The organism is Thioclava sp. JM3, assembly GCF_002213185.1.
In the GTDB taxonomy this organism is placed as follows: Bacteria; Pseudomonadota; Alphaproteobacteria; order Rhodobacterales; family Rhodobacteraceae; genus Thioclava; species Thioclava nitratireducens.
In genome coordinates, this window is record NZ_NBOB01000002.1 from 346,242 (window position 1) to 369,284 (window position 23,043).

Sequence of the window (23,043 nt, forward strand, 5' to 3'; positions counted from 1 at the left end):
GATCAGCTCGCAGCAGGCGGGGGCGGCGGCGGTGCGATGGTGAAGAGCTGCGCCAGTTCGGTCACGTCCTCGGCGCGCATCCAGCCGTTCTGACCCGGCGTCCAGACGAGACTGTCACGGGTGAGCGAGCCTTCCGAGACCATGCGTCCCAGATGGCCGCGCCCGAAGGGCCCCTGCGTCTGGCCGTTGACCGCGAGATGCCAGACCTTCTCGACCGGCGGCGGGGGAGGGGGCGGCGGCGCGGCGGCGGCGGGTTGTTGACCCATCTGCCCCCACGGCCCCATCTGCTGACCCATTGCCATGCCCATGCCCGCGCCCATTCCGGCCCCCATCGCCGCGCCCATCCCGGCGGAGGCGCCCGAGCCCGGCTGCCCCATGGCCTCCGCGGCATTATATTGCATGTAGCGGTTCAGATCGCCCACGATGCCCATCGAGGTGCGCTTGTCGAGAACCGCCTCCACCGCTTCGGGAAGTGAGACGTTCTCGATGTAGAATTCCGGCAGCTCCAGCCCGTAATTCGCAATGGTGGGCGCGATCGCCTTGGTGATCACCTTACCCATGTCCGCGGTGTTCGCCGCCATGTCGAGGACCGGGATGCCCGAGCTGGCGATGGCGCGCGAAAACTCCTGCACGATCACGTTGCGCAGCTGGTAGCTGATCTCGTCCGAGGTGAACTCGCCATCGGTGCCGACGATCTCGGTCAGGAACTTGCCCGGATCGGTGACACGCATCGAATAGGTGCCGAAGGCGCGGATGCGCACCGGGCCGAATTCGGGATCGCGCGCCATGACCGGGTTCTTCGTGCCCCATTTGAGGTCATTGAACCGCGTTGTGTTGACGAAATAGATCTCGGACTGGAAGGGCGATTTGAACCCGTGATCCCAATGCTGAAGCGTCGTCAGAATCGGCAGGTTGTTCGTCTCCAGCATGTAGAGGCCCGGACCGAAGATATCGGCCAGCTGCCCCTCATGGACGAAGACGGCGGCCTGCCCTTCGCGGACGGTCAGCTTGGCGCCGTATTTGATCGCATGGCCCTCACGTTCGAACCGCCAGACCATCGTGTCGCGGGTGTCGTCGGTCCAGCCGATGACGTCGATGAATTCGCCCGAGAGGAAATCGAGAATGCCCATGGATGCGGTTCCTTCTTGGTTCTCAGCTTGCGCCGCCCAGCAATTCGGCGGCGATCGTGGTGACGATCGGGCGGGCCTCGCGCTCGGTCATGCCGGGCTTCAGGCGCGGATCGTAAAGCATCTGCAGCAGCAGCTCGTCATGCTTGGTCAGCAGCGAGAATTCCTCGTCATCGTTGAAGATCGAGGGCCGCGCGCGCGGATAGTCATTCGCGAGGCCGAGCCCCTGAGCCAGCTCCTCGTGGATACAGCTGGTGCGCAGTTCCGGCGGGTGCTCGCCGCGGATCACCGCGACCGCGTCGGTATAGATCGGGCTGTCGCCCTGCGAGAAGGCGAAGACGACACAGTAGGTGGACAGCGGCAGGTTCGTGATCGCCTCGACTGAGCTTTCATCGATCCCCGGCACGAGTTGTCGCAGGCGCGGGCCGATTGCGCGACGCTCGTCTTCGTTGAGGAACAGCACGTGGAAATTGCCGCCATGCTTTACAACGCTGACCGGATGGCGCGAGGCGCTCGCGAGCTTGCCCGCATAGGCGCGCACTTCGGCGACATCCGAGGCGCGGTCGGCCTTGGGAATCGAGGCGCCGAAATCGACGTCCATCCGCACCGGTTTCTCCCAGCGCCGCAGCCGAGAGGGCGTCTGGCGGGCGACGAACCCGCCGCCCTGCGCCGCGTATTCGTCGTAGAGCGCGATATGGATAAAGTTCTGCACCAGTTGGCGCTGGTTGAACGGTGCATCGCGCGGCGCGACATCGGTGCGCAGCTGGCCGCGGCTTTCCATCTCGGCGGCGGTCTTGGCGAAATAGGCAGACATCTCTCGCGACAGCGCGCTCTGCTCCGTGACCTTGGAGCGGTCGAGATCGGCTGGCGCGCTGGGCGGGCGCGCGGTCTTGTCCGGTGCGAGCGGCGAGCCGCCCAAGCCCGGCGTGCAGGCCGAAAGGGCCAGCGCCGCCAGCCCTGCAAGAACCGGGAAGGCCGCACGCATCCGCATCATCCCGCAGCTCCGCCGGCCTGTGCAGAGGATTTCGCCGCCGACAGGGTGTTGCGCAGCTTGTCTTCCATCTCGATCAGTTCCTTCTCGGCATCGGCCCGCTTGCGCTTGCCTTCGTCGGCGATGCGCAGGCTGTCTTCGATCGTGGCGACCAGATCGGCATTGGCCGCTTTCACCGCCTCGATGTCGAAAACGCCGCGTTCCATTTCGGTGCGGATCTCGGCATTGGCTTCGCGCAGGTTCTTGGCGTTGGCGGTCAGCAGGTCGTTGGTGAGGTCATTCGCTTCGCGCACGGCGCCCGCCGCCTCGCGCGAGCGCTGGATCGTGACCGCCTGCGCCAGCTGAGTCTCCCAGAGAGGCACTGTGTTCACCAGCGTCGAGTTGATCTTGGTCACAAGGCTCTTGTCGTTTTCCTGCACCAGCCGGATCGAAGGCAGCGACTGCATCGTCACCTGACGCGTCAGTTTCAGATCATGCACCCGGCGTTCCAGATCGTCGCGCGCGGCGCGCAGATCGCGGAGTTCCTGTGCCTTGAGTACTTTCTGATCTTCGGAAGCGGCTTCCATCTCTGTTTCTTTTGCAGGGATTTCCTGCGTGTCGAGCTGGGCGAGCTTTTCCACGCCCGCTGCAATGTAGAGCGCGAGCTCGTCGTAGAAATGCAGCGTCTTGTCGTAGAGCATATCGAGCGATTTGATGTCCTTGAGCAGGTTATGCTCGTGGCTCAGCAACTCGTCGGTGACGCGGTCGATCTGGCCCTGCACCTCCTCGAAGCGGGCGACGAAATTGCCAAACGGAGCGGCGCGGCCCAGCAGTTTCTCCCACCAGCTGCGCTTGCGGCGTACATCGAGTTCCGACACCGAGAAGCCGCGGATCGTGGTGACGATCTGGCGCAGGCTGTCCCCGGCGGGGCCGACATCCTTGTTCTTGACGCCCGAGAGCATTTCCTGGCTGATCGATTGCAGATCGGTCTGCGCGCGCGAACCGAAGCGGACGATCGAATTCGTGTCGCTCATGTCCAGCTCGGCCATGCGCTTGCGGATTTCCTCGGCGGTTTCCGGCGGAGCCTGATCGAGCGGGGTCACCGCCTCTGCCGGGCCCGGCTCGGGCAGCAGGGAGCCGCTGACACCTTCCACTTCGGTCATCAGCTCGGTCGCCTTCTGGCGGGTCGTCTCGGTCATCTCAGGGCCTCCTTGCGCCTGTCGGGACAGATCCCGGGGTCACGTGTCACGTCACGCCTCGTCATGTCTTTCGGGTCGTCGGCACGACCCCTTCGCGCGCCAGCCGGTCGCGCAGAACGTCGATCTCGATTTCCAGCCCTTCGCGGCCGTCTTCCAGCATCTTCCTGGTGCGCGCGGTGAAATTCGCCTCCAGATCATCCAGCAGCGCCGCGTAATCGTCGCGTGCGGTCTGATCGCGGGTGTTGCGCCACAGGTCGGCGAACTTGATCGTCGCGTCGCGCGCGCCCTGCAGATAGACCGTCATGTAGCGCCGCGCCTGCGCCAGATCGCCGGGGTCTTCCTCGACCGCGCGGAACAGATCGCGGGCAGTGGTGGCGAATTGCTCGACCCGGCCGATCAGGACACGCTCGCCCGAGGGGGTGATCGCCTTGCGCATCTCTTCCAGATAGGCCTCGCCCTCCTTGACCACGCGGGCGACGCGCTCTTGCTGAAATTCGTCGACGCCGTCCATCCCCTTGTCCTTCAGCGGATCGAGACCGAAGGCCACGAGCGAGACAACGGTGCCGATCGCGCCGATCCCGGCGGCTCCGATCACACCGAGGCCGGGCGCTTGTGCGCCGATGGCGAGGCCCAGCCCATAGGCGACCGAGCCCAGAATCTTCCGAGGAAAGGCGGGCCGCTTGGCCGAGGCGCGGGCGACATAGGCGAATTCCGCCCGCAGCCCCTCGCGGATCGTCCAGGCGGCGCCCGCGATCAGCGCGAAAGCCGCGAGCGCGCGGGCCAAGGTGAGGGGCCCGTCGCCGAAAGCGCTCAGCAGAAAGGGCAGGGCGGCGGCCACGATCCAGAACGGACGGCCTTCCTGGGGGTGGCGAGCATCGGGACGGCGATGGGGAGGTACGCTGCGGGGATCGTGCAGGTCGGGCCCGCTGGCCGGGCCTTGGGGCGAGTATTTTCCGCCATAGCGTTGAGCCATCACACGCTCCCGGTGAACGCGACCGACAGCGTCAGCGCGATCATCAGCCAGAAAGCGATTCTCTTTTGCGCTTCGCGCGACATCGCCAGCCCCTGCCATCGGACGCGAATTCCGGCGTCCTGATAATATTTTATAAGCAGGCTGGCGGGTCTATGCCAGAGAGACGGTGTGAAATTCGCGTAAACCCGCCGAGGAAAAAAGTGAGGGGAAAACCACGGCGGTTTTCCCCTCACTCAAAGCGTGTTTTCGCCGGTCAGTCGCGGTTGCCACCGCGCGGCTTGCCGCCGAAGGGCTTGCCGCCGGGTTTTCCGCCCGGCTTGCCGCCATGCGATTTGAAGCCGCCGGAACGTGCGGGCCGGTCGCCGCGCGCGTCGCCGTGGGATTTGAACCCGCCCGAACGCGGTTTCCCGCCCGGTTTGCCACCATGCGATTTGAACCCGCCCGAGCGGGGCTTGTCGCCGCCACGGTCGTCTCGGCCCGCTTCGTCGCGATCCCGGCTGAAGCGCGCCTTGTCGCCGAACTTCCCACTGGGCTTGCCGCCGAACTTCCCGCCGGAGCGGTCATCGCGGTCGCGGTTGAAGCTGGGCTTGTCGCCACGCGGCCCACGATCCGGACGGTCTCCACGATCCTTCGAGAAACGCGGACCCCGATCGCCGCGCTCGCCTTCATCGCGATGCGACTTGAAGCCACCGGCCCGCGGCTTGCGTGGCCCGTCGCGGAACGGGCGATCCTCGCGCCCGCCCTCGTCGCGGTCCTTGCGGAAGCGCGGCTTGTCGTCGCGGCTACCCTCGTCGCGGTCCCGGTTGAAGCGCGGCTTGTCGCCACGCGGCCCGCGATCCGGGCGGTCGCCCCGGTCCTTCGAGAAGCGCGGCCCACGATCGCCGCGCTCGCTCCGATCACCGCGGTCGCCCTCGTCACGATGCGATTTGAAGCCGCCCGTGCGCGGCTTGCGCGGACGATCCTCACGGCCGCCGTCATCGCGATCCCGCTTGAAGCGCGGCTTGTCGCCCCGGTCCTTGCGCTCGCCGCGCTCCGGGCGATCCCCACGCTCCTTGCGCTCGGGCTTCGCTTCGCCGCCCACCGACTTGTCGTCGAGCAGGCCGCCCAGCTGGTCGCGCAGCATCTTGCGCTTCACTTCCATGACGTCGCCTGCCTTCATGTCCATCAGGCGGAACGGACCATAGCTGATCCGGATCAGGCGGTTCACCTGGAAGCCGATCTCGGTCATGGCGCGACGGATTTCGCGGTTGCGGCCTTCACGGATGCCCACGGTCAGCCACGCATTCGCGCCCTGCTGACGGTCGAGCGAGACCTCCATCGGCAGGAATTCTTCGCCGTCGATGGTTATGCCTTGGCGCAGCGGCTCGAAGCTCTGCTCGGTCGGGCGGCCATTCACGCGAACGCGGTATTTGCGCAGCCAGCCGGTCTCGGGCAGTTCCAGACGGCGCTTGAGGCCGCCGTCATTGGTCAAGAGAAGCAGGCCTTCGGAGTTGAGGTCGAGACGGCCCACGTTCAGCACGCGCGGCATGCCTTCGGGCATTTCGTCGAAAATCGTACGGCGGCCCTGTTCGTCCTTCTCGGTCGTGACCAGACCCAGCGGCTTGTAATAGAGCCACAGCCGCGTCTCCTGCGGTGCGTCGATCGCCTTGCCGTCGATGGTGATCTTGTCCGAGGCCGCCACGTCGAGTGCGGGCGAGTCGATCTGCTTGCCGTTCACCGCGACCTTGCCGGCGAGGATCATCTTCTCGGCGTCGCGGCGCGAGGCCACGCCGGAGCGCGCGATCACCTTGGCGACGCGTTCCTTCGCGGCGGATTTTTCGACGGATTTCGGGGCGGAATTTTCGGGAGTGTCGGTCATGTCCGGTTCCTTCTAGGGGAGGGGGCGCGCGAGTCGCTCGGGCGCGAAAGACCGCGATCTACACCTTTCCGAGGCGCGTGGGAAGCGTCTTGATAAGCGCGGGTTTGCAGGCGATGAAGAGCCATGGAATTCCGGTCTTTCATGCAACAGGCGCTGGCAGAGGCGCGCGCGGCGGCCAAGCGCGGCGAAGTGCCCGTCGGCGCGGTGGTCGTCTCCCCTGACGGTAGGGTGGTGGCCTCTGCGGGCAACCGCACGCGCGAGCTGGGCGATCCGACGGCCCATGCCGAGATTCTCGCGATGCGCGACGCCTGTGCGCAGATCGGCTCGGAGCGGCTGCCCGGTTACGACCTCTATGTCACGCTCGAGCCCTGTCCGATGTGCGCCTCGGCGATCTCTCAGGCCCGGATCGCGCGGCTCTATTATGGCGCGGCCGATCCGAAATCGGGCGGCGTCGCGCAGGGGCCGCGCATCTTCGCGCATCCGCAGAGCCACCACGTGCCGGAAATCTACGACGGCATCGGGGCGGCGGAGGCCGAGGCGCTCCTGAAGGATTTCTTCGCAGCGCGCCGCTGAGCCTCGCCCGTCTGGACGCGTCTACTTTCATGTGGCATATCAAGCGTATCGCAGGCCCGAGGGGTCGCGATCCCCGATATCGAAGACGACCAGAAGGAGCAGGAATGCGTTCGGCATTGCGTCTGCGCGAAGGTGGCCTTGCGGCCTATCAGCAAGAGATGAAATGGGTCGCGCTCGCCCTCGGCATCGCCTCCACCATTGCCATCGTGCAGAACTGGTACCCGCTCAACCTGTTTCTCAGCCTGCCATTCTGCCTGATCTGGGCCTATCACGCCTGGCTGCATACAGAGCGCCAGCTGAAATATCTCAACATCATGTTCACCGGTTTCTACCTCTACGGGATCGCGCGCTATTTCCTGATGTCGCAGGGGCAGGGCTGAGGCGCGGGTCTTGTAACCCCGTCGGCCAGCGGGGATAGTCGCGCAAGACATTCGGGGATGATTTTATGAGCGACGAGAACGACAAGATACTCGAACAGGCGCGCCAGTTCATCGAGGCGATCCCGCATTCCCGCGCGCTGGGAATGGAGATGGACGAGATCCGCCCCGGCTGCGCGACCCTCTCGATGCCCTATGACACGCGCTTCGTGGGCGATCCGCGCACCGGCGTGATCCATGGCGGCGCCGTCTCGGCGCTGATGGATACCTGCGCGGGCGCCGCCGTAATGAGCCACCCGCAGGCGGGCGCCTCTACCGCGACGCTCGATCTGCGCATCGATTACATGCGCCCCGCCACGCCCGGCCAGCGGATCACCGCGCGGGCCGAATGCTATCACGTCACTCGCTCGGTGGCCTTCGTGCGTGCGACCACCCATGACGAGGACGCGGAGCGCCCCGTGGCGACTGCCACCGGTGCCTTCACCGTCTCGCGGCCCGACAAACCCAAATCGGAGGGCCAGACATGAGCCGTCCCAAGCCCGAACCCGTCCAGCAGGTCAAGCAGCGCCGTGACGGCGCGCTCAAGATGCTCGTCGAGGGCATTCCTTACGCGCAATTCCTCGGCATCGGTTTCGACCGGCGCGGCGACGAGCTGACCGGTGTTCTGTCCTATGATGACAAGCTGATCGGCAACCCGATGCTGCCCGCGATCCATGGCGGGGTGACGGCGGCCTTTCTAGAGGTCACCGCGATCATCGAGCTCAGCTGGTCCTACCTCTGGGACGATATCGAGGCGGGGCGGATCGATTTCGACGCGCTGACGCCCGAGAGCCTGCCGCGGCTGCCCAAGACGATCGACTTCACGGTGGATTACCTGCGCTCCGGCCTGCCGCGCGACGCCTATGCGCGGGCGCGGGTCAACCGCTCGGGGCGGCGTTACGCCAGCGTCCATGTCGAGGCGTGGCAAGACAACCGGACCCGGATCTTCGCGCAGGCGACCGGACACTTCCTGATGCCCGCGCGGGACGATACCTCCGCCAATGGCTGAGATTACCCATGCGCGGGTCCTGAAGATCGCGCTGCCCATCGTCCTCTCGAACGCCACGATCCCTATCCTCGGCGCGGTCGACACGGCCGTCGTCGGCCAGATCGGCCTGCCCGCGCCGATCGGGGCGGTGGGGATCGGAGCGGTGATCCTGTCCTCGCTCTACTGGATCTTCGGCTTCCTCCGGATGGGCACAACCGGGCTGGTGAGCCAGGCGCATGGGACGGGCGACACGGGCGAGGTGTCCGCCGGGCTGATGCGCGCGCTGATCATTGCGGGGATCGCCGGGCTGAGCCTCATCGTGCTGCAACTTCCGCTGTTCTGGGCCGCTTTTCAGCTTGCCCCAGCGAGCGACGAGGTCGAGGGTCTTGCCCGCGACTACCTGCAGATCCGCATCTGGGGCGCGCCGCTGACGATCTCGCTCTACGCTTTCACCGGATGGTTGATCGCGCTGGAGCGCACGCGCGGGGTCCTCTTGCTGCAGATGGCGATGAACGCGTTGAACGTCGGGCTGGATCTTCTGTTCGTTCTCGGCTTCGGTTGGGGCGTGCAAGGCGTAGCCGGCGCCACGCTCATCTCCGAAATCGGCGGTGTGCTGCTGGCGCTTTGGCTGTGTCGCGCTGCCTTTGCGGGAGGGCTGTGGCGCGCGCGCGCGATCTTCGACCGCGTGAAACTGGCGACTATGGCGCGGGTGAATACCGACATCATGCTCCGCTCGATCCTGCTGCAGGCGAGCTTCACCTCCTTCCTGTTCCTCGGCGCGGGACAGGGCGATGTGACCCTCGCGGCCAATCAGGTGCTGCTGCAATTCCTGCAGATCACGGCCTTCGCGCTGGACGGGTTCGCCTTCTCCGTCGAGAGCCTCGTGGGGCAGGCCGTGGGCGCGCATTCCGCGGCACGGCTGCGCCGGGCGAGCATCGTGTCCTCGCAATGGGGGATCGGTGGCGCGCTCGTGCTGGGCGCGGTCTTCCTGCTCGCAGGCCCTGCGATCATCGACCTGATGACCACCGCGCCGAATGTCCGCATCGAGGCGCGCGATTACCTGTTCTGGATTGCTGCCGCGCCGCTGATCGGGGGACCGGCCTGGATGCTCGACGGCATTTTCATCGGGGCGACCCTGACGCGCGAGATGCGCAACGCGATGGTGATCTCGGTCGCGATCTACACGGCGGCGCTATTCGTGCTGATCCCGCTTTTCGGCAATCACGGGCTCTGGGCGGGGCTGATGATCCTCAACGCCACGCGCGGCCTGACGATGGCGCGGCTCTATCCCCGGGCCGAGTCGAAAGCTTCATCCGGGTAGAGGCGCGGCCCCTCTGGCTGCGCCCCGCCTCTCCCTTCCCCTTGGGAGAAATATCCCGGGGGTGAGGGCGAAGCCCGAGGGGGCAGCGCCCCCTTCAGACGGTATCCAGGTAAAGCTCGGTCTGTTCCTGATCCGAGAGCTCCGCCATGTAATGCAGCTCCTGCCGCTTGGTCATGGCGAAATTGGTGATCAGTTCGCGGTCGAAGATGCGCGGCATGATCTCGCAATTCTGGAAGGCGTCGATCGCCTCTTCCCAGTCGGTGGGCATCTGCGGCAGGTCGAGCGCATAGGCGTTGCCCTTGATCGGCTCGGGCGCTTCCATCTTGTCTTCGATCCCGATCAGCGCCGCGCCTAGGATAGCGGCGATCATCAGGTAGGGGTTCACGTCGCCGCCCGCCACGCGATGCTCGATCCGGCGCGCCTGCGGGCCAGAGGCCGGGATACGCAGCGCCGAGGTGCGGTTCTCGTAGGCCCAGGCGATCCCAGTTGGCGCATGGGCGTCGGGCACCAGCCGGTCATAGCTGTTCTCATGCGGCGCGAAGATCAGCGCCGAGCCCGACATCGCAGCCAGACAGCCGGCGACCGCGTGGCGCATCTGATCCGAGCCCTGCGGCGTGCCGTCGTTGAAGATGTTGTTGCCCTCGGCGTCGAGCACGGAGAAATGCATATGCATGCCGTTGCCGGGCCATTCGTCGTACGGTTTCGCCATGAAGGACGCGGCGAAACCATGCGCGCGGGCCAGCCCTTTCACCAGCATCTTGAACAGCCAGCTGTCATCGGCGGCCTTCAGCGGGTCGGGTTGGTGGCTAAGGTTGATCTCGAACTGGCCGGGACCCGCTTCGGAGATCGCGGTATCGGCGGGAATATCCATCGCCTCGCAGGCGTCGTAGAGCTGGCTGAAGAAAATGTCGAACGCGTCGAGCGCGCGCAACGATAGCACCTCGCCGCCGGTGCGGCGTTTACCCGAGCGCGGCGAGGGCGGCACCCGCAGGGTCTTGCCGCTATCGTCGATCAGGAAGAATTCCAGCTCGGTCGCGACCACGGGGGTCAGCCCCAGAGCCTTGTAGCGTTCCACGACGCGGGCCAGCGCCTGCCGGGGATCGCCCGCATAGGGCGTGCCGTCCATGTGGAACATCCAGATCGGCAGCAGCGCCGTCGGCGCCGAGAGCCACGGCATCGGCAGGAAGCCCCGCTCTGTCGGCATCAGAAGGCCGTCGGCATCGCCGGATTCGAAGACGAGCGGGCTGTCTTCGACATCCTCGCCCCAGATGTCGAGGTTCATCACCGAATAGGGGAAGCGCGTCCCTTCGGTGAAGACCTTATCGGCGAAGCGGGCTGGCAGGCGTTTGCCGCGCGCCACCCCGTTGAGATCGGCCGCCGCCACGCGGATCGTGCGAACGTCGGGATGGTCGTGCAGCCAGTTCATGTGTCACCTGATAATCTGCGGCCTGAACCGGAAGCGCTTGCGGCTTTCCTGCGGCAGATGGCGGTTCAGGCGGCGGTTGATCACCCCGAAGACCGCGATGACGCAGAGCGTGAGCAGGATGAAATAGAACGCCGCGATCGGGTAGGGGATGAAGGGATTGAAGGTCTTGTCCGCGAAATATTTCGCGTAATAGAGCGCGTCGCCCTCCTGCCGGAACGCCGGGAAGCCCGAGAAGAACACGAGCGTGGTGGCGTGGAACAGGAAGATCGCCTCGTTGGTGTAGGACGGCCAACCGAGCCGGAGCATCGTCGGCCATGTCACGCGGCGGAATTTGGTCCAGCCGGTCATGCCATAGGCGTCCGCGGCTTCCATGTCGCCTTTCGGAACCGAGCGCAGCGCGCCGTAGAAAATCTCGGCGGCATAGGCGGAGGTGTTGAAGAACAGCACGATCAGGGCGCCTGCCCAGGCCCGCGTGATCCAGTCCGTCGCGACCGTGATGCCAAGGATCGGGAAGCCAGCCCGGGGCAGCATCGCGAAGGCCTCGTAGGCGAGGAAAAACTGGATGAAGAGCGGTGAGCCGCGGAACAGGAAGATGAACCAGTCCGCGGGTTTGCGGAAAATTGCACGTTCGGAGTTCTTCGCCACTGCCAGCGTGGTCGCGAGGAAGAAGCCCGCCAGAAGCGCGAGGATGCCGAAATAGAGGTTCCAGATCATCCCCGAGCCGATCAGGGTGAATTGCTGGCACATGGTGAAATCGGAGCGCGGCAGCAGCCGCTCGCCGATGCCCACGGACCGCAGACCGTAATCCGCGATGGTCTGAATGCAGCTCATGCGCCCGCCTTTCTCAGCGCTTCACCGGCAGCCGTGGCCTGCCCGAAGGAGAGGCGGCGGTTGATGCGCGCCAGCACGATCTCGGAGAGCTTGGTCATCACCAGATAGAAGACCAGCAGCGCGAGGAAGTAGTAGAGCCGCCAGTCGGGGTGTGGATAAGAGTAGATCTGCGACTTGGTCGCGCCGAGTTCGCGCGCCCAGTAGACGATATCCTCGATGCCCAGAAGGAACAGCAGAGGCGTCGCCTTGATGAGGATCATCCATAGGTTTGACAGGCCGGGGATCGCATAGGCCCACATCTGCGGGATCAGTACGCGGCGGTTCACCTGCGCGCGAGTCATGCCGTAAGCCTCGGCGGTCTCCAGCTGCGCGCGCGGCACGGCCTGCATCGCACCGAACAGCACGTTCGCGGCGAACGCCCCGTAGACGATGGAGAAGGCCACCACGGCCAGCGCGAAGCCATAGGCCTCGTGGTAGAATTGTGGGGAGGTACCGAGCGGGATTTTCGCCGCGGCACAGACGTGGAACTCGTTGCCCGTCCAGGCGGGGCCGGGGTCGGGGCAGATCGCGCGCGATTTCAGGTATTCGAGCCCCTGGTCCATCGCGATCGGCACGAAGAGGAAGAAGATGATATCCGGCACACCGCGCACCATCGCGATATAGCCGCGTCCCAGAAGCTTCAGCGGTGCGAGGGTCGACCGCGCGGCGAGCGCGCCCCCGAAACCGAAGATCAGCGCCACCGGCGCCGTCACGGCCAGCAGGATCAGCACGATCCCAAAGGAGCCATAGAACATCATGTGCTTGCCCGTTGTCAGGTAGCACAGAAGCCAGGAAAGCCCGTGAAGGGCGGAAGGATCGGAACAGCTGTTGAGCATCTGGATCGGTCGGGGGGCGCGCCGCGTGACCCGCCCCCCGCTTTCTGGATCAGTTTTTGAAGGTCAGCGCTTTGTCGCCGAAATACTTCTTGATCATCTCGTTGAGCGAGCCGTCGGCCTTCATTTTCGAGATCCCGTCATCGAGCTTGTTCTTGAGCTCGGTGTCGGACTTGCGCAGGCCGATGCCGATGCCCTTGCCCAGCGGCACGTCGTCGCCGACGAATTGCAGGTTGTCCTGACCGTCGAAGGGCTTGAGCGCGTCCTTGTCGGCGAAGACCGCGTCGGCCTCGCCGTTCTTCACCGCCGCGATCGTGTCGTCGAGCGTGGCGTATTCGGCGAGCGTCGCACCGCTTTCGGCGACATGGGCCGCCTGGATCGTGCCGGTCTGCGCCGCGACCACGGCGCCCTTGAGATCGACGTTCGGATCCATCGCGAGATAAGCGGAGGGCGCCGGCGGGTAGTAGGGCTGGGTGAAGTCGATCGATTTCTCGCGCTCGGCGGTGATCGACATGCCAGCGATGATGGTGTCGTAGTTGCCGCTCAGCAGGTTCGGGATGATCGAATCCCAGTCATTGGTGACCCAGGTGCAATCGAGGCTCTCCATCTCGCAGAGCTTGTCGCCCAGTTCGCGCTCGAAACCTGCAACTTCGCCGTTGTCGTCGATGTAGTTGTAGGGAGGGTAGGCGCCCTCGGTGCCCATGCGGACCGTTTCAGCCGCGGCAATGCCGGCCGACAGGCCGAGAATGGCGGCGGTCAGGATCAGTTTTTTCATCTTGGGTTCCCCGTTGTTTGTTCTTGGGTTGGTTCACGCCGGCGCGGTGGCCGACAGGAATTGTTGCAGGCGCGTCGATTTCGGCGCGCCGAACAGAGCCTCTGGCGGGCCCTCTTCCTCGATCTTGCCCTGGTGCAGGAAGACGACGTGGTCCGAGACGTCACGCGCCAGCCGCATGTCGTGGGTGACGAGGATCATGGTGCGGTGTTCGGCGGCGAGGTCCTTGATGACCTTCACCACCTCCTGCTGCAATTCGGGATCGAGCGCCGAGGTGGGCTCGTCGAAAAGAAGCGCCTTGGGCTCCATGCACAGCGCCCGCGCGATCGCCGCCCGCTGCTGCTGGCCGCCCGAGAGCTGCGCGGGCCAGGCGTCGCATTTGTCGCCGATGCCGACCTTCGCCAGTAATTCGCGCGCCAGCTTCTCGACCTTTGCCTTGTCGCGGCCCAGCACCGTCACCGGCGCTTCCATCACGTTCTGCAGAATCGTCATGTGGGCCCAGAGATTGAACTGCTGGAACACCATCGACAGGTTCGTGCGGAAGCGTGTGACCTGCGCGCGGTCGGCGGGACGACGATTGAGTCCCTCGCCACGCCAGGCGACGTGCTCGCCCTCGAAGATCACGTCGCCCTTCTGGCTGTCTTCGAGCAGGTTGCAGCACCGCAAGAGGGTCGACTTGCCCGAGCCCGAAGAGCCGATCAGCGACACCACATGGCCGCGTGGGGCGGTGATCGAGACGCCCTTGAGCACCTCGAGCGAGCCGTAGCTCTTGTGAAGGTCACGGATTTCGATGACGGGCGCGTCTTGGGGCGCAGGCTCGTTTCGGGTCACGCAGGCAGCTTCTCTTTGTCCATCCGCGCAATCTGGCGCGATTTGGCCGATGATTGCAACTGCGTCTGCCCGGTTGACGATGGGGAAGGGGCCGAAATCACGAGCATCTGAGGAAAAAATATGCGTGAACCGGTCGCGCCTCCACGCCGGCCTGTCCCTCTAACTCAGCTTCGGCGGGCCTCGACGCGCTGCCGCGCCACCGCCGAATCGACATCGTTGACGCCCAGAAGCTTCGCCGCGAGACGGATCAGCGCATCCTCATGGGCGTCGCGCACCCCGTCGGCCAGCGCCACGTCCCACAGCGCCTCGATCACGCCGGTGCGGTCCTCGTAGGCGACCTTGTCCTTCAGCGCGCGGGTGAAGCGGACGGTATCGGGCGCACCCGCCTCGACCTCTTCGGCGCGCTTGCGCATCTCGGTCGCCTCGAAGCTCGAAAGCCCGTTGCGCTGCGCGAGAACCCGGTCGATCCGGATCTTCTCGTCTTCGGTATAGTTTTCATCCGACCGCGCGAGCCGCACCAGAAGTGCGCCTAGCGCCAATTCACGATCTTCCCCCTCCATCGGATCGGGGGCGGGATCGTTGAGCATATCGAAAAGGCGTCCAAACATAAGCGTAGAGATAAGCGATGCGCGGCGCAGGGCAAGTCACGGATGCGAAAGCCCTGCGCACATCTCTCGCCTTCAGCCGACTTTCACGACCATCTTGCCGAAATTACGGCCCTCCAGCAGATCGTAAAGCGCCTGCGGCGCGGCCTCTAGGCCCTCCACCACCTGCTCCTTGTACTGAACTTTGCCCTCTTTCAGCCAGCCGGTCATCGCCTCCGAGAATTCCTGATAAAGCTCGATCGGGAAGCTGTCGAAGATGATGAAGCCCTGCACCTTCACCTTCATGCGCAGGATAGTCGACAGGATCTGCGGCCCGTGATCGGGTCCCTCGGGCAGGCCTTGCAGGTTATACCACGCGACCATGCCGCAGACCGGCATTCGCGCGAAGGGGTTGAGAAGCGGCAGCACGCCGTAAAGCACCTTGCCGCCGACATTCTCGAAATAGACGTCGATGCCGTTGGGGCAGGCCGCGGCCAGTTGTTCGGCGAAATCCTCGGCGCGGTGATCGATGCAGGCGTCAAACCCCAGCGTCTCGGTGACATGGGCGCATTTCTCGGCTCCGCCCGCGACGCCGACGACGCGGCAGCCCTTGATCTTGGCGATCTGGCCGACCGTTGCGCCCACGGGCCCGGAGGCGGCGGCCACCACAACAGTCTCGCCGGGTTTCGGCTCGCCGATCTTCAGCAGGCCCGCATAGGCCGTGTAGCCCGGCATCCCGAGAATCCCCAAGGCCCAGCTCGGGTTCTCCGGCTCCGGCCCGAGATTGAGTACCTGCGTGCCATCCGAGACGAAGAAATCCTGCCAGCCTGAGGGCGAGAGCACGTAATCGCCCTTCGAGAAGCCCGCGACATCGCTCTCCATGACCTCGGCCACGACCTGACCGGTCATCACGCCGCCGATCTCGACCGGGGTGGCGTAGGATTTCGCATCCGACATCCGCCCGCGCATATAGGGGTCGAGCGACAGATAGACGGTGCGCAGCAGCATCTCGCCCTTGCCGGGCCGCGGCACGGCCTCGGTTTCCAGTTTCAGCGTGTTCTCGTTCGGCGCGCCTTTCGGGCGCTCGGCGAGGATGATCTTGCGGTTGGTGTCTTGGGTCTGAGCCATGAAAGCCTCCTGTTTGAGAGGCCAGCTAGCACGCGGTTTGCACGGGGAAAGGGGGCGCTGCCCCCTCGGGCTTCGCCCTCACCCCCGGGATATTTCGACAAGCCCGAATGCCAGAGGTTTCCGGGGCGTCCTCGGGCTTGCGGAAATATCCCTGGGATGAATTTCCGAAGGAGAGAAGGGACAGCGCCCCTTAGCTGCGCGCGGCTTTCTCGGCAATGCCGGAGGTGCCCTCGCGGCGCTCCAGTTCCGCCAGCACATCGGCCAGCTTCACGTCGCGTGCCGCCAGCATCACCAAGAGGTGATAAAGGACATCCGCCGCCTCGTAGGTCAGGTTTTCGCGGTCGTCCTTCGCTGCGGCGATGATAGCCTCCACCGCTTCCTCACCGAATTTCTCGGCGCATTTCTCCGGGCCCTTGGCCAGCAGCTTCGCGGTCCAGGAGGTGTCGGGATCGGCGCCCTTGCGGCTCTCGATGGTCGCGGCGAGTTGGTCCAGAATGCTCATTGCAGCCTCATCGGAATGCCCGCGGCGGCCATATATTCCTTGGCTTCGCGGATCGTGTATTCTCCGAAGTGGAAGATCGAGGCGGCGAGTACGGCCGAGGCGCCGCCTTTCGTCACGCCTTCCACCAGGTGATCGAGATTGCCGACACCGCCGGAGGCGATCACCGGCACGTCCACCGCGTCCGAAATCGCCTTCGTCAGCTCCAGATTGAAGCCCGCGCGCGTGCCGTCGCGATCCATCGAGGTCAGCAGGATTTCCCCCGCGCCCTTCGCGGTCACGATGCGGGCGAATTCCACCGCATCGATGCCGGTGGGCTTGCGCCCGCCATGGGTGAAGATTTCCCAGCGGCCCGGCTCCACGGTCTTTGCGTCGATCGCGCAGACGATGCACTGACTGCCAAAGCGGTCGGCGGCCTCGGTGATGACGTTCGGATCGGCCACGGCGGCGGAGTTGAACGAGACCTTGTCGGCGCCTGCCAGCAGGAGTGCGCGCACGTCTTCATGGGTGCGCACGCCGCCGCCCACGGTGAGCGGCATGAAACATTGCTCGGCGGTGCGGGTCACCAGATCGAACATGGTGCCGCGGTTTTCATGGGTCGCGTGGATGTCTAGGAAACACAGCTCGTCTGCGCCTGCCGCGTCATAGGCCTTCGCGGCCTCGACCGGGTCGCCCGCGTCGATCAGGTTCACGAAATTGACGCCTTTCACGACGCGGCCATCGGCGACGTCGAGACAGGGAATAATGCGGGTCTTCAGCATGGGCGGCGCTCCTTTGGCGCTTTCATAACGCGCAGGTGCCGCGAGGCAAAGGGGCAGAGTGCTCAGATCGGCTCGACGGGGCAATGCGGCAGAAGGCGGCGCACCATCGCGGCGGAACACAGGTCAGTGGCGGGGGTGGTCACGGTGGCCGCCGCGCCTGCCGCGCCGTGCTGCAACGCCTCGTGGAAAGGTTTGCCGCGGGAGAGCGCGAGTGTGAAAGCCCCGACGAAACTGTCGCCCGCGCCCACTTTCGAGACGACATCGACCTTAGGCGCCACGGCAAACCAGCGCGCGTCCTTGGTGGCGAGCACGTTGCCATCCGAGCCGCGCGCGACGATCACCGCATGTGCCAGTCCGCGCTGCACGAGGCTTTGCGCGAAGTCGGCGCTGTCGCTGCGCTCGGGCAGTTTGCGGCCCGCCAACTCCTCGGCCTCCAGTTCGTCCATCCGCAGAACGTCGGCGGGTTGCGCCTTGCTTTCCATCAACTGGTGCAGAGCCTTGCCGGAGGTGTCGAGGAAAAGCCGCGCCTTGGTCCGGGCCATTTTCGTCGCCAGCCGCGCGGGGAAATCCTCGGGCACGCCGGGCGGTTGCGAGCCGGACAGCACGACGATCCCGTCTTCAGGGGCGGCGCGCGCGATCCGGCTGAGCGCCTTGGCGACATCGCGCGCGCCCCAGTCCGGCCCCGGCATCACGAAGCGGTATTGCGCGCCCGTGCTCTGGTCGGTGGCAGTCAGGCTCATCCGCGTCTCGCCCGGCGCGGGGTAGGGGAAGAGAGCGATCCCGGCCTCGGCGAGGAGCCGCATCACCCGGTCCCCGGTGGTGCCGCCAAGGGCGACGAAGGCCGTGGAATTGCCGCCCAAGGCAGCGATCGCGCGGCTGACATTCAACCCGCCGCCCCCCGGATCGGTCAGCGGCCGCGTGCAGCGCAGCTTGCGCTCGGGCGCGATTTCGGGGGTTTCGATCGACAGATCGACCGTCGGGTTGAGCGTGATCGTGAGGATCGAGGTCATCGCAGGCTCCGAAGCCGTGGTGGGTATCGGGATCATCGCAGCTAACGATCTGCGATCAAGGGGGCGTGCGGGATTGAGGTAGTGGGCGCCCGGACGGCGAAAGGACCGTCCGGACAATCGAAACGATGGATCAGACGTTGAGCTGATAGGTGATCGGGTGGAAGTGGAAGCCGGTGTCGAGTGCCTCGAGATGACCTACGCCCGGGAAGGGCATGTGGTAGCCGATGAAAGCCAGTTTGTCGGCGGCGACACGGCCCAGAAGCTCCTTGCGAGTCTTCGCGGCCATCTCCTTGTCCATATCGTATTTCACTTCCCATTCCGGGCGCTGAAGCGACCAGACATAGTGGTTCGACGTGTCGGCAGCGAGCATCAGCCCCTTGCCGCCCGACTCCACCATGAAGGCCATATGGCCCGGCGTGTGGCCGAAGGCTTCGACTGCCGAGATGCCGGAGACGACCGAATCGCCACCCTTGAGGTAGCTCATCTTCTCGGCCAGCGGACGGACCTTGGCCTCGAACGTGTCGTTGCCCGCGTTCGACCAATGGTCGAATTCCTTTTGGCCGGTGATGTAGGCAGCATTGGCGAAGGTCTCGCCGCCATCGCCCATCAGCCCGCCGATATGGTCGCCATGCATATGGGTGATCACGACATGGGTGATGTCCTCGGGCGAATGCCCAGCGGCGGCGAGCGCCGAGGTGATCCCCTCGGGCGACAGGCCGGTGTCGAAGAGGATTTTCTCCGAGCCGGTCTCGATCAGGGTCGGGGTGAAGAAGTTAAGCGACTTGTCCGCAGGGATGTAATTGGCCTCAGAGAGCTTGGCGAAGTCCTCGGGGCTGGCGTTCATACCGAAGATAGTCTGCGGCTCTTCCAGCTCGCGCGATCCGGCGAGCAGCGTGGTGATCGTCAGATCTCCCATCTGCATCCGACGATAGCGCGGGATCGCGGGCGGGGCTTCGTTCGCGCTTTGCGCGGCGGCGCCGGTCCCGGTCAGAAGCGCGGGGGCGGCGGGCAGGAAAGCGGCGGTTTTCAATGCTGTACGGCGGGTCATGAAGGTCCTGGTCATCGGGTCTCTCCCTCTCGATGGTTGATCTTCGCATGTCGAAGTCGAGCGCTTCGCGCCGCTCCCACAGACTCGTGAACGTAGCGTGAGCCGCTTCGGTTCACTCCCACCAGCGATCGATCGAAGAAATATCGCCGTCGGACCACCCGAGGTGATGCGCCAATTCGTGCACGAAAACATGGGTGACGAGGGCACCGAGGGGCTCGTTGCCGCGCGAGACCCACTCGTCGAGGATCGGACGTCGGAAGAGCCAGATCACATCCGCGTGGCCACCGGGGTCCATCACGGATTTCTCGGTCAACGGGATGCCGTCATAGAGCCCGGTCAGCTCGAAAGGGTCTTCGATGCCGAGATCGGCGAGCATCGCTTCGGAGGCGAACTCTTCCACCCGGATCGCGACCTCTGCCGCAGCTTTCGCGAAAGCCGGGGGCAGGGCGGCGCGCGCGGCCTCGGCCAGCGCCTCGATCTCCTCGATGCCCGGCGCCGTGACATCCGCCCAATCGTAACCCTCGCCCATCGCCACCTCCAAACCGCTCTGCACCTCTCGCATGGCCCCTCATATGGACAAACGCACCGCCTTGTGAAAGAGCAGGCGCCAACAGGAGTTTGCCCAGATGACCACCGTTACCCGTTTCGCCCCGTCGCCCACCGGCTATATCCATGTCGGCAACCTGCGCACCGCGCTGATGAACTACCTGATCGCCCGCAAGACCGGCGGTCAATTCATCCTGCGCCTTGACGACACCGATCAGGAGCGCTCGAAGCAGGAATATATCGACGCACTGAAGCAGGATCTCGAATGGCTCGGCATCGAGTGGGACCGGGAAGAGCGCCAGTCGCTGCGGCTCGACCGCTATGCCGAGGTGGCAGAACAGCTGAAGGCCGACGGTAAGCTTTATGAATGCTTCGAGAGCCCGACCGAGCTGGACCTCAAGCGCAAGAAACAGCTGAACATGGGTCGCCCGCCGGTCTATGACCGCGCCTCGATGCATCTGTCGGATGCCGAAAAAGACGCGCTTCGCGCCGAGGGCAAGGAAGGATACTGGCGCTTCAAACTGGAACTCGAGCGGATCGAGTGGAAAGACGGCATCCTTGGCGATCTGTCGATCGATGCGGCAAGCGTGTCCGATCCGGTGCTGATCAAGGCCTCGGGGCAGGTGCTCTATACCTTCGCCTCACCGGTAGACGACGCGGATATGGGCATCACCCATATCGTGCGCGGCGGCGATCACGTCACCAATACCGCGACGCAGATCCAGATCATCGAGGCGATCGGCGGCAAGGTTCCGAACTTTGCACACCATTCGCTGCTGACCGGCCCGCAGGGCGAGGAACTGTCGAAGCGTCTCGGTGCGCTCTCGATCCGCGATCTGCGCGCCGAAGGGATCGCCCCCGAGGCGCTGCTGTCGATGATGGCGCGTCTGGGCTCGAGCCAGCCGATCGAGCTGAAGATGTCAATCGACGAGCTGGCCGACGGGTTCGATCTGAACCATTTCGGCTCGGCGCCCACGAAATTCGACCCGGCGGACCTGATCCCGCTGACCCGCGCGCGCAACCAGCACCTGCCGTTCTCGGCCGTGGCGGATCGTATCGCTGATCTCGGCATCCCCGAGGAGCAGCGCGAGCGCTTCTGGAAGGTCGCCTCGCAGAATATCGACAAGCTCGACGATCTGAAGGGCTGGGCCGATCTGTGTCTGAACGGCGCGGAGCCGGAGATCGACGAGGAAGATCGCGACTTCATCGCGCAGGCCATGACGATGCTGCCCGCGCCGCCCTATTCCGACACCACGTGGAAGGACTGGACCTCGGAGGTGAAGGAGGCGACCGGGCGCAAGGGCAAGGGCCTGTTCATGCCGCTGCGCAAGGCCGTGACCGGCATGGCGCACGGGCCCGATATGGGCGAGCTGATGCCGCTTCTGCACAAGGTTCCGGCGCGCGGCTGACGGCTCCGCCGCAGGCTCGTGAGATCAATTCGAAAGGCGCGAGGGATTTTCCTCGCGCTTTTTGTTTGGGCAATTCGCGACCTCGTGAGGTCGTTTTCGGCGGCAAAGCGGCGGTTTTGGCGATTGGGGCTTGTCAGTCGCGCGGGGCCTCAGGTAATCGGAAGAAGTCGGATACGGGAGAATCCGGGGGTAACCTCGGTGCCGAAGGAGCAACCGCCCCGGTAAACTCTCAGGCAAAAGGACCGTGCCCGACGAAGGACTCTGGAGAGTGATGCTGCGTGCAATCGCGGCATCCGCCGAAGGGATAACGATCTCAGGCGTCTGCATCGCAGGCACGGACAGAGGGGGCATCGGGCGAGCCGGAGGGCTCATGAATCGATGCCGGATCATCCGGCTGAAGGGGAGGCCGCGATGAGCGAGTTGAAACGCACACCGCTATACGATCTGCATCTGGAACTGGGCGCCAAGATGGTGCCGTTCGCGGGCTACGAGATGCCCGTGCAATATCCGCTGGGCGTGATGAAGGAGCACCTGCACACCCGCGCCAAGGCAGGGCTGTTCGATGTCAGCCACATGGGGCAGGTGATCGTGCCGGGCGAAGGCGCTGCCGAGGCGTTCGAGGCGCTGGTGCCGGTCAGCCTGATGGGCCTGAAAGAGGGTCGCCAGCGCTATGCGATGTTCACCGATGAGAATGGCGGCATTCTCGATGACCTGATGGTGGCGAACCGAGGCGATCATCTCTTCGTCGTGGTGAACGCGGCCTGCAAGGAAGACGACATCGCGCATATGCGGGCGCATCTGGAATCGGTCGAGGAACTCACCGACCGCGCGCTACTGGCGCTGCAAGGGCCTGCCGCCGAAGGCGTTCTTGAGGCTCTGGTGCCCGGCACCGCCAAGATGCGCTTCATGGATGTGGGCGTCTATCACTGGAACGGGACGGAGCTTTGGATCTCGCGCTCGGGCTATACCGGTGAAGACGGCTACGAGATTTCCGTGCCCGCGGACCGCGCGGTGGAATTTGCCCGCAAACTGCTCGCCGATGAGGCGGTCGAGCCGATCGGTCTGGGCGCGCGCGACAGTCTGCGGCTCGAAGCGGGGCTTTGCCTCTACGGCCATGACATCGACACCACGACGACTCCGGTCGAGGGCAACATCGCCTGGGCGATCCAGAAGGTGCGCCGCAAGGGTGGGGAGCGCGAAGGCGGCTTCCCTGGGTCGGATCGTATCCTGAGCGAACTGGAAAACGGCCCGAGCCGCCTCCGTATGGGGCTTCGCCCCGAGGGTCGCGCGCCGATGCGCGAAGGCGTGGAAATCTTCGCCGGACCCGAGGGCGGTCAGCCTATCGGGCGTGTGACCTCGGGCGGTTTCGGCCCCTCGATCGAGGCACCGATGGCGATGGCCTATCTGCCCGCAGGCACGAAGGAAGGCGCCACCGTCTATGGCGAGGTGCGCGGCAAGCGTCTGCCCGCCAGGGTCGTGGCGATGCCTTTCCGCCCTGCAACCTACAAACGCTGAACAACCAACCGGGAGACATTCCATGAAATTCACCGAAGACCACGAGTGGCTCAAGACCGAAGGCGACGTCGTGATCGTGGGCATCACCGAGCACGCCTCCGAGCAGCTGGGCGATGTCGTATTCGTCGACCTGCCCGATGTGGGTGACACGGTCGAGAAGGGCGACGAGATCTGCGTGATCGAGTCGGTCAAGGCCGCCTCCGACATCCTCGCGCCGCTCGACGGCGAGATCGTCGCGATCAACGAGGATCTGGCCGAAAACCCGGCGCTCGTGAACGAAGACCCGCTGGGCAAGGCGTGGTTCTTCAAGATGAAACTCACCGACGCCTCCGCGCTCGACGGCTTTATGGACGAGGCCGCTTACAAAGACTTCATCGGGTAATATC

General features: G+C 65.0%; 25 protein-coding genes and 1 riboswitch. Of the genes, 8 read left to right on the plus strand and 17 right to left on the minus strand.

The features are described 5' to 3' along the window. Positions 1 to 2: 2 nt before the first annotated feature. The 5 genes from B6V73_RS05020 to B6V73_RS05040 form a co-directional block, all read right to left on the minus strand. A complete protein-coding gene (locus tag B6V73_RS05020; protein ID WP_075776160.1) occupies positions 3 to 1,130 on the minus strand; it encodes an SPFH domain-containing protein in 1,128 nt (375 codons plus the stop codon). Positions 1,131 to 1,152: 22 nt separating this feature from the next. Next, complete coding sequence (locus B6V73_RS05025; protein ID WP_075776159.1) at positions 1,153 to 2,121, minus strand: DUF2927 domain-containing protein; 969 nt, start codon at positions 2,119 to 2,121, stop codon at positions 1,153 to 1,155. Next, positions 2,118 to 3,296, minus strand: a complete 1,179-nt coding sequence (locus tag B6V73_RS05030; protein WP_075776158.1) for a toxic anion resistance protein — start codon at positions 3,294 to 3,296, stop codon at positions 2,118 to 2,120. The genes B6V73_RS05025 and B6V73_RS05030 overlap by 4 nt, the downstream gene beginning before the upstream one ends. A gap of 61 nt (positions 3,297 to 3,357) precedes the next feature. Continuing rightward, positions 3,358 to 4,269 carry a 5-bromo-4-chloroindolyl phosphate hydrolysis family protein gene (locus B6V73_RS05035; protein WP_088724677.1) on the minus strand — a complete coding sequence of 304 codons (912 nt, stop codon included), beginning with the start codon at positions 4,267 to 4,269 and terminating at the stop codon, positions 3,358 to 3,360. A gap of 253 nt (positions 4,270 to 4,522) precedes the next feature. Further along, positions 4,523 to 6,127, minus strand: coding sequence for a pseudouridine synthase (locus B6V73_RS05040; protein WP_088724678.1), 1,605 nt, complete (start codon positions 6,125 to 6,127; stop codon positions 4,523 to 4,525). A 123-nt stretch (positions 6,128 to 6,250) separates the two neighbouring features. Here B6V73_RS05040 and B6V73_RS05045 point away from each other — a divergent pair, with 123 nt between their 5' ends. The 5 genes from B6V73_RS05045 to B6V73_RS05065 all read left to right on the plus strand — a co-directional run bounded on the left by B6V73_RS05045 (position 6,251) and on the right by B6V73_RS05065 (position 9,425). After that, positions 6,251 to 6,700: a nucleoside deaminase gene (locus tag B6V73_RS05045; protein ID WP_075776155.1), complete on the plus strand. Its 450-nt coding sequence runs from the start codon at positions 6,251 to 6,253 to the stop codon at positions 6,698 to 6,700. A 104-nt stretch (positions 6,701 to 6,804) separates the two neighbouring features. Next, positions 6,805 to 7,080, plus strand: a complete 276-nt coding sequence (locus B6V73_RS05050; RefSeq protein ID WP_075776154.1) for a peptidase — start codon at positions 6,805 to 6,807, stop codon at positions 7,078 to 7,080. A gap of 65 nt (positions 7,081 to 7,145) precedes the next feature. Then, on the plus strand, positions 7,146 to 7,604 hold the full coding sequence (locus B6V73_RS05055; protein WP_088724679.1) for a PaaI family thioesterase: 459 nt from the start codon (positions 7,146 to 7,148) through the stop codon (positions 7,602 to 7,604). Further along, positions 7,601 to 8,125, plus strand: coding sequence for a PaaI family thioesterase (locus tag B6V73_RS05060; RefSeq protein WP_075776152.1), 525 nt, complete (start codon positions 7,601 to 7,603; stop codon positions 8,123 to 8,125). Before B6V73_RS05055 ends, B6V73_RS05060 begins: the two co-directional genes overlap by 4 nt. Then, a complete protein-coding gene (locus B6V73_RS05065) occupies positions 8,118 to 9,425 on the plus strand; it encodes an MATE family efflux transporter (protein WP_088724680.1) in 1,308 nt (435 codons plus the stop codon). Before B6V73_RS05060 ends, B6V73_RS05065 begins: the two co-directional genes overlap by 8 nt. A gap of 94 nt (positions 9,426 to 9,519) precedes the next feature. On the opposite strand, the gene B6V73_RS05070 is transcribed toward B6V73_RS05065, so the two are convergent. From B6V73_RS05070 to B6V73_RS05125, 12 genes are all read right to left on the minus strand, one after another. Beyond that, positions 9,520 to 10,851 carry a glutamine synthetase family protein gene (locus tag B6V73_RS05070; protein WP_088719065.1) on the minus strand — a complete coding sequence of 444 codons (1,332 nt, stop codon included), beginning with the start codon at positions 10,849 to 10,851 and terminating at the stop codon, positions 9,520 to 9,522. Positions 10,852 to 10,854: 3 nt separating this feature from the next. Next, the gene (locus B6V73_RS05075) at positions 10,855 to 11,682 is read right to left on the minus strand and encodes an ABC transporter permease subunit (protein ID WP_075776149.1); all 828 of its coding nucleotides are present in this window, start codon (positions 11,680 to 11,682) and stop codon (positions 10,855 to 10,857) included. Further along, positions 11,679 to 12,557 carry an ABC transporter permease subunit gene (locus tag B6V73_RS05080; protein ID WP_075776148.1) on the minus strand — a complete coding sequence of 293 codons (879 nt, stop codon included), beginning with the start codon at positions 12,555 to 12,557 and terminating at the stop codon, positions 11,679 to 11,681. Before B6V73_RS05080 ends, B6V73_RS05075 begins: the two co-directional genes overlap by 4 nt. A 49-nt stretch (positions 12,558 to 12,606) precedes the next feature. Then, positions 12,607 to 13,329, minus strand: a complete 723-nt coding sequence (locus tag B6V73_RS05085; protein ID WP_075776147.1) for a transporter substrate-binding domain-containing protein — start codon at positions 13,327 to 13,329, stop codon at positions 12,607 to 12,609. A gap of 33 nt (positions 13,330 to 13,362) precedes the next feature. Then, on the minus strand, positions 13,363 to 14,157 hold the full coding sequence (locus B6V73_RS05090; RefSeq protein ID WP_088719064.1) for an amino acid ABC transporter ATP-binding protein: 795 nt from the start codon (positions 14,155 to 14,157) through the stop codon (positions 13,363 to 13,365). Positions 14,158 to 14,321: 164 nt separating this feature from the next. Further along, positions 14,322 to 14,744, minus strand: coding sequence for a TerB family tellurite resistance protein (locus tag B6V73_RS05095; RefSeq protein ID WP_240496911.1), 423 nt, complete (start codon positions 14,742 to 14,744; stop codon positions 14,322 to 14,324). 93 nt (positions 14,745 to 14,837) lie between these two features. Further along, positions 14,838 to 15,869 carry an NADP-dependent oxidoreductase gene (locus B6V73_RS05100; RefSeq protein WP_088719063.1) on the minus strand — a complete coding sequence of 344 codons (1,032 nt, stop codon included), beginning with the start codon at positions 15,867 to 15,869 and terminating at the stop codon, positions 14,838 to 14,840. Between the two features lie 190 nt (positions 15,870 to 16,059). Then, complete coding sequence (locus B6V73_RS05105) at positions 16,060 to 16,371, minus strand: phosphoribosyl-ATP diphosphatase (protein WP_088719062.1); 312 nt, start codon at positions 16,369 to 16,371, stop codon at positions 16,060 to 16,062. Then, positions 16,368 to 17,129 (minus strand): imidazole glycerol phosphate synthase subunit HisF, encoded by a 762-nt coding sequence (gene hisF, locus B6V73_RS05110; protein ID WP_088724681.1) that lies wholly within the window; start codon positions 17,127 to 17,129, stop codon positions 16,368 to 16,370. Before hisF ends, B6V73_RS05105 begins: the two co-directional genes overlap by 4 nt. 62 nt (positions 17,130 to 17,191) lie before the next feature. After that, on the minus strand, positions 17,192 to 18,139 hold the full coding sequence (locus B6V73_RS05115) for a 1-phosphofructokinase family hexose kinase (protein ID WP_075776141.1): 948 nt from the start codon (positions 18,137 to 18,139) through the stop codon (positions 17,192 to 17,194). A gap of 130 nt (positions 18,140 to 18,269) precedes the next feature. Beyond that, positions 18,270 to 19,202 (minus strand): MBL fold metallo-hydrolase, encoded by a 933-nt coding sequence (locus B6V73_RS05120; RefSeq protein WP_075776140.1) that lies wholly within the window; start codon positions 19,200 to 19,202, stop codon positions 18,270 to 18,272. A 97-nt stretch (positions 19,203 to 19,299) separates the two neighbouring features. Next, positions 19,300 to 19,716 carry a metallopeptidase family protein gene (locus B6V73_RS05125; RefSeq protein WP_075776224.1) on the minus strand — a complete coding sequence of 139 codons (417 nt, stop codon included), beginning with the start codon at positions 19,714 to 19,716 and terminating at the stop codon, positions 19,300 to 19,302. Positions 19,717 to 19,813: 97 nt separating this feature from the next. On the opposite strand from B6V73_RS05125, the gene gltX reads away from it, so the two are divergent. The 3 genes from gltX (at position 19,814) to gcvH (ending at position 23,039) form a co-directional block, all read left to right on the plus strand. Beyond that, entirely contained in the window at positions 19,814 to 21,142 is a 1,329-nt protein-coding gene (gene gltX, locus B6V73_RS05130; RefSeq protein ID WP_088724682.1) for a glutamate--tRNA ligase, read from the plus strand. A 164-nt stretch (positions 21,143 to 21,306) separates the two neighbouring features. Then, positions 21,307 to 21,397: riboswitch (glycine riboswitch) on the plus strand. 156 nt (positions 21,398 to 21,553) lie between these two features. Then, positions 21,554 to 22,657: a glycine cleavage system aminomethyltransferase GcvT gene (gene gcvT / locus B6V73_RS05135; RefSeq protein ID WP_088724775.1), complete on the plus strand. Its 1,104-nt coding sequence runs from the start codon at positions 21,554 to 21,556 to the stop codon at positions 22,655 to 22,657. A 22-nt stretch (positions 22,658 to 22,679) separates the two neighbouring features. Then, a complete protein-coding gene (gene gcvH / locus B6V73_RS05140; RefSeq protein WP_075776138.1) occupies positions 22,680 to 23,039 on the plus strand; it encodes a glycine cleavage system protein GcvH in 360 nt (119 codons plus the stop codon). Positions 23,040 to 23,043 lie beyond the last annotated feature (4 nt).

What these genes read in the sequence shown, in the direction of transcription:
- B6V73_RS05085 (WP_075776147.1), bottom strand. Translation starts at nt 13,329, where the DNA reads ATGAAAAAACTGATCCTGACCGCCGCCATTCTCGGCCTGTCGGCCGGC.
- B6V73_RS05125 (WP_075776224.1), bottom strand. Translation starts at nt 19,716, where the DNA reads ATGGGCGAGGGTTACGATTGGGCGGATGTCACGGCGCCGGGCATCGAG.
- B6V73_RS05025 (WP_075776159.1), bottom strand. Translation starts at nt 2,121, where the DNA reads ATGATGCGGATGCGTGCGGCCTTCCCGGTTCTTGCAGGGCTGGCGGCG.
- hisF (WP_088724681.1), bottom strand. Translation starts at nt 17,129, where the DNA reads ATGCTGAAGACCCGCATTATTCCCTGTCTCGACGTCGCCGATGGCCGC.
- B6V73_RS05070 (WP_088719065.1), bottom strand. Translation starts at nt 10,851, where the DNA reads ATGAACTGGCTGCACGACCATCCCGACGTTCGCACGATCCGCGTGGCG.
- B6V73_RS05045 (WP_075776155.1), top strand. Translation starts at nt 6,251, where the DNA reads ATGGAATTCCGGTCTTTCATGCAACAGGCGCTGGCAGAGGCGCGCGCG.
- B6V73_RS05095 (WP_240496911.1), bottom strand. Translation starts at nt 14,744, where the DNA reads ATGCTCAACGATCCCGCCCCCGATCCGATGGAGGGGGAAGATCGTGAA.
- B6V73_RS05035 (WP_088724677.1), bottom strand. Translation starts at nt 4,269, where the DNA reads ATGGCTCAACGCTATGGCGGAAAATACTCGCCCCAAGGCCCGGCCAGC.
- B6V73_RS05030 (WP_075776158.1), bottom strand. Translation starts at nt 3,296, where the DNA reads ATGACCGAGACGACCCGCCAGAAGGCGACCGAGCTGATGACCGAAGTG.
- gcvH (WP_075776138.1), top strand. Translation starts at nt 22,680, where the DNA reads ATGAAATTCACCGAAGACCACGAGTGGCTCAAGACCGAAGGCGACGTC.
- B6V73_RS05055 (WP_088724679.1), top strand. Translation starts at nt 7,146, where the DNA reads ATGAGCGACGAGAACGACAAGATACTCGAACAGGCGCGCCAGTTCATC.
- B6V73_RS05105 (WP_088719062.1), bottom strand. Translation starts at nt 16,371, where the DNA reads ATGAGCATTCTGGACCAACTCGCCGCGACCATCGAGAGCCGCAAGGGC.
- B6V73_RS05020 (WP_075776160.1), bottom strand. Translation starts at nt 1,130, where the DNA reads ATGGGCATTCTCGATTTCCTCTCGGGCGAATTCATCGACGTCATCGGC.
- B6V73_RS05040 (WP_088724678.1), bottom strand. Translation starts at nt 6,127, where the DNA reads ATGACCGACACTCCCGAAAATTCCGCCCCGAAATCCGTCGAAAAATCC.
- B6V73_RS05065 (WP_088724680.1), top strand. Translation starts at nt 8,118, where the DNA reads ATGGCTGAGATTACCCATGCGCGGGTCCTGAAGATCGCGCTGCCCATC.
- B6V73_RS05050 (WP_075776154.1), top strand. Translation starts at nt 6,805, where the DNA reads ATGCGTTCGGCATTGCGTCTGCGCGAAGGTGGCCTTGCGGCCTATCAG.
- B6V73_RS05100 (WP_088719063.1), bottom strand. Translation starts at nt 15,869, where the DNA reads ATGGCTCAGACCCAAGACACCAACCGCAAGATCATCCTCGCCGAGCGC.
- gltX (WP_088724682.1), top strand. Translation starts at nt 19,814, where the DNA reads ATGACCACCGTTACCCGTTTCGCCCCGTCGCCCACCGGCTATATCCAT.
- B6V73_RS05075 (WP_075776149.1), bottom strand. Translation starts at nt 11,682, where the DNA reads ATGAGCTGCATTCAGACCATCGCGGATTACGGTCTGCGGTCCGTGGGC.
- gcvT (WP_088724775.1), top strand. Translation starts at nt 21,554, where the DNA reads ATGAGCGAGTTGAAACGCACACCGCTATACGATCTGCATCTGGAACTG.
- B6V73_RS05060 (WP_075776152.1), top strand. Translation starts at nt 7,601, where the DNA reads ATGAGCCGTCCCAAGCCCGAACCCGTCCAGCAGGTCAAGCAGCGCCGT.
- B6V73_RS05120 (WP_075776140.1), bottom strand. Translation starts at nt 19,202, where the DNA reads ATGACCAGGACCTTCATGACCCGCCGTACAGCATTGAAAACCGCCGCT.
- B6V73_RS05080 (WP_075776148.1), bottom strand. Translation starts at nt 12,557, where the DNA reads ATGCTCAACAGCTGTTCCGATCCTTCCGCCCTTCACGGGCTTTCCTGG.
- B6V73_RS05115 (WP_075776141.1), bottom strand. Translation starts at nt 18,139, where the DNA reads ATGACCTCGATCCTCACGATCACGCTCAACCCGACGGTCGATCTGTCG.